The 3,470-nt window shown below is 68.5% G+C and carries 2 protein-coding genes; one reads left to right on the plus strand and one right to left on the minus strand.

Going from position 1 to position 3,470, the window contains the following annotated elements; genetic code table 11:
- Positions 1–1,908, minus strand: a 1,908-nt coding sequence (locus JO059_RS20405; RefSeq protein WP_293322069.1) for a PHP domain-containing protein, incomplete at its 3' end; no start/stop codon positions are given.
- A 132-nt stretch (positions 1,909–2,040) separates the two neighbouring features.
- Here JO059_RS20405 and JO059_RS20410 point away from each other — a divergent pair.
- Entirely contained in the window at positions 2,041–3,342 is a 1,302-nt protein-coding gene (locus tag JO059_RS20410) for a wax ester/triacylglycerol synthase family O-acyltransferase (protein ID WP_293322071.1), read from the plus strand.
- The last annotated feature ends 128 nt before the right edge of the window (positions 3,343–3,470 follow it).

The following is a 3,470-nucleotide window of genomic DNA, read 5'->3' on the forward strand; positions in this document are numbered from 1 at the left end:
CTCGTACACCGCGGGTTCGGAGAGGTCGAGCTTGGCCAGATCCACCTCGATCCCTTTGTGCTCGGCCACCAGGTCGATGGCGTAGTGCAGTGCCGAGAGCATGCCCAGGCCGAGCAGGTCGAACTTCACCAAACCGATTGCGGCGCAGTCGTCTTTGTCCCATTGCAAAACGCTGCGGTTCTCCATGCGCGCCCACTCCACCGGGCACACGTCGGCGATCGGGCGATCGCAGATCACCATGCCGCCGGAATGGATGCCCAGGTGCCGCGGGAGATTCCGGATCTGGGTGGCCAGGTCGATGACCTGCGGCGGGATTCCGTCCGTGTCAGGCGAGTCGGCGAGGCCGTTCCAGTGGCTGATCTGCTTGCTCCACGCGTCCTGCTGCCCCTGCGAGAAGCCCAGCGCGCGGGCCATGTCGCGCACCGCGATGCGCCCCCGGTAGGTGATGACATTGGCGACCTGCGCGGCATAGTCACGGCCGTATTTGTCGTAGACGTACTGGATGACCTTCTCTCGCTGGTCCGACTCGATGTCCATGTCGATGTCGGGCGGCCCGTCGCGGGCCGGCGACAAGAAACGCTCGAACAACAGCTCGTTGGCCACCGGATCGACCGCGGTGACACCGAGGGCATAACAGACCGCGGAGTTGGCCGCCGATCCCCTGCCCTGGCACAGGATGTTGTTCTCGCGGCAGAACCGGGCGATGTCGTGCACCACCAGGAAGTATCCCGGGAACCTCAGGTGCGCAACGACTTTCAGCTCATGCTCGATCTGGGCGTACGCGCGTGGCGCGCGTTCGGCCGGTCCGTAGCGCTCGCGCGCCCCCGTCATGGTCAGCTGACGCAGCCAGCTGTCCTCGGTATGCCCGTCGGGCACGTCGAACGGGGGCAGCTGCGGCGCGATGAGCGCCAGCCCGAAGGCGCACAGCTCGCCGAGCTCGGCGGCGGCGGTCACCACTTCCGGCCACTGGGGGAACATCCGGGCCATCTCGTCCCCGGACCGCAGGTGCGAGCCGCCCAGCGGGGCCAGCCAGCCGGCGGCGGAGTCCAGGGACTGCCGGGCCCGGATGGCGCCCATCGCCATGGCCAACCGGCCGCGCGACGGGTGGGCGAAATGCGCGCCGGTGGTGGCGACGACTCCGACGCCGAAGCGCGGCGCCAGGGCGGCCAGCGCCGCGTTGCGTTCGTCGTCGAGCGGCTGGCCGTGGTGGGTCAGCTCGACGCTGACCCGGTCGGGCCCGAACCGGTCCACCAGGTCGGCCAGCGCCCGCGCGGCCGCGTCCGGTCCGCCGTCGGAAAGCGCTTGGCGCACATGGCCTTTGCGGCACCCGGTCAGGATGTGCCAGTGTCCTCCCGCGGCTTCGGTCAGCGCGTCGAAGTCGTAGCGCGGCTTACCCTTCTCCCCGCCGGCCAGGTGCGCGGCGGCCAGCTGCCGCGACAGCCGCCGGTAACCCTCCGGTCCGCGCGCCAGCACCAGCAGGTGCGGGCCGGGCGGATCCGGCGCCTCAGTGCGCGCCCCCGGCCCCAAAGACAGCTCGGCGCCGAACACCGTGCGCAGATCGAGTTCGGCGGCCGCCTCGGCGAACCGCACCGCCCCGTACAGGCCGTCGTGATCGGTCAGCGCCAGGGCACGCAAACCCAGCCGGGCACCCTCCTCCACAAGCTCCTCCGGGGTGCTGGCACCGTCGAGAAAGCTGAACGCCGAATGCGCGTGCAATTCGGCGTAGGAAACGGAAGCCGCCACGGACGAGCGGGCCGGCCGGGCGCCATCCGGCGGCCGGTACGTCCCCCGCTTGCGTGACAGGGGGGCATCCTCCGGGAACTCCGTCGGTGCACCGGCATGGCGCGGCTTGCCGTCGAGCACCCGCTCCATTTCCGCCCAGCTCGGCGGCCCGTTAAACCAGCCCACCCCTACAGGCTACTCGAATGTGTGTTCGATTTTAAGCGAAGTTATTAAAGCGTTCTTAACGTCGCGACCCTACCGTTCCGGCGCCACCGCACGGATACTGGAACAAGTCCAGAATCGGGAGCGGGACTCATCATGGTGCAATCAAGCCTGGCGATCGGTGCGGTCGCCATCGTCGACGGCGCTGCCCCCGACGACGGCTTGCTGAAGAGGCTCCTGAAAGAACGTATCGAGTCGGTCCCGCGATGCACACAGTTGCTGCGGACGCCAACGTTCGAGTGGATCAACTGCCCGCAATTCGACCTCACCCACCATGTGCGCCGGTTGGCGGTTGCGCGTCCGGGCAATGATGCCGCACTCTCGCGAGCCATCGCTCATGCCCTCGAGCGTCCCCTCGACTTGGACCGTCCGCCCTGGGAGTGCTGGGTCATCGAGGGCCTGAAGGGCAACAGGTGGGCAATCTTGATGAAGATCCACCACTGCCTCACCGACGGCAACTCGGCCGCCCATCTGCTCACCAAGCTCTGCGACGACGCCGACGCCGATATATTCGCCAATCACAAGGCCGCGGAACATGTTTCGTCAGCTCGGCCCGGGAAGCACGGCTGGGCCGACGCCCTGGTTCGGACCGCCGCGCTGGCCGGCACTGTGACCGGCACCCTCGTCGATGCGGTGTGGCCGGCGCCGGAGGCCCCGATGCACCCGGTCACCACCATGCGGCGGTACGGCACCGTGCGAATCCCGATCGCCGACGTCGACCGGGTATGTCAGAAGTTCGGCGTCACCGTGAACGATGTTGCCCTTGCGGCGATCACCGAGGGCTTCCGCACCGTTCTGCTGCGTCGCGGCGAAGAACCGCGGGCGGACTCCCTGCGCACCCTCATGCCGACGCCGCTGCAATCGGCCATGCTGCCGTACCTGCCCGTCGACCACGAGGACCCGGTCCAGCGATTGCGGACCGTGCACAACCGGTGGACAACCAACCCGGCCGAGCGGCCGCCGCTCGCCGGTCTGGTGGAGGCGGCGGTCAATTGCCTGCCAAAACCCCTGCGCGCCAATGCAATTCGACTCATGGCGCGGCTCCCGCAGCACGGCATCGTGACCCTGGCGACCAACGGGCCGGGCCCACGCCACCAGTTGCGGTTGATGGGTCACACGATAAAGCGCCTGCTGCCGATACCGCCCACCGCCTCGCGGCTCAGCAGCGGTGTAGCGGTGCTCAGTTACGGCGACGAGGTCGTGTTCGGTGTCACCGCCGAATACGATGCCCCGGCCGACGTCAAGCAGTTGACCGACGGTATCGAACTGGGCATGGCGCGGCTCGTGGCGCTCAGCCACGACTCCGTTTTGCTGTTCAGCAAGGAGCACCGGCGAAAGCGCTCGGCCCGGGCATTTCCGCCCACTGCGCAACGATCGCGACCGGCCGCGCGCCGCTGACCCGTACTCGGCGCTTGGACCGACGTGGGACCGACGTGGGACCGGCGTGAGAAGGTTTGGTCATGCCGGTCATCATCGACCCCCGCCGCCATGACGCGGTGTTGTTCGACGCCGCGGTGCAGGTGCCG

Origin of the sequence: Mycobacterium sp. (assembly GCF_019247615.1) — a bacterium.
GTDB lineage: Bacteria > Actinomycetota > Actinomycetes > Mycobacteriales > Mycobacteriaceae > Mycobacterium.

Excerpts from the sequence above, each read along its gene's own strand:
- JO059_RS20410 (WP_293322071.1), top strand. The coding sequence starts at position 2,041 with ATGGTGCAATCAAGCCTGGCGATCGGTGCGGTCGCCATCGTCGACGGC.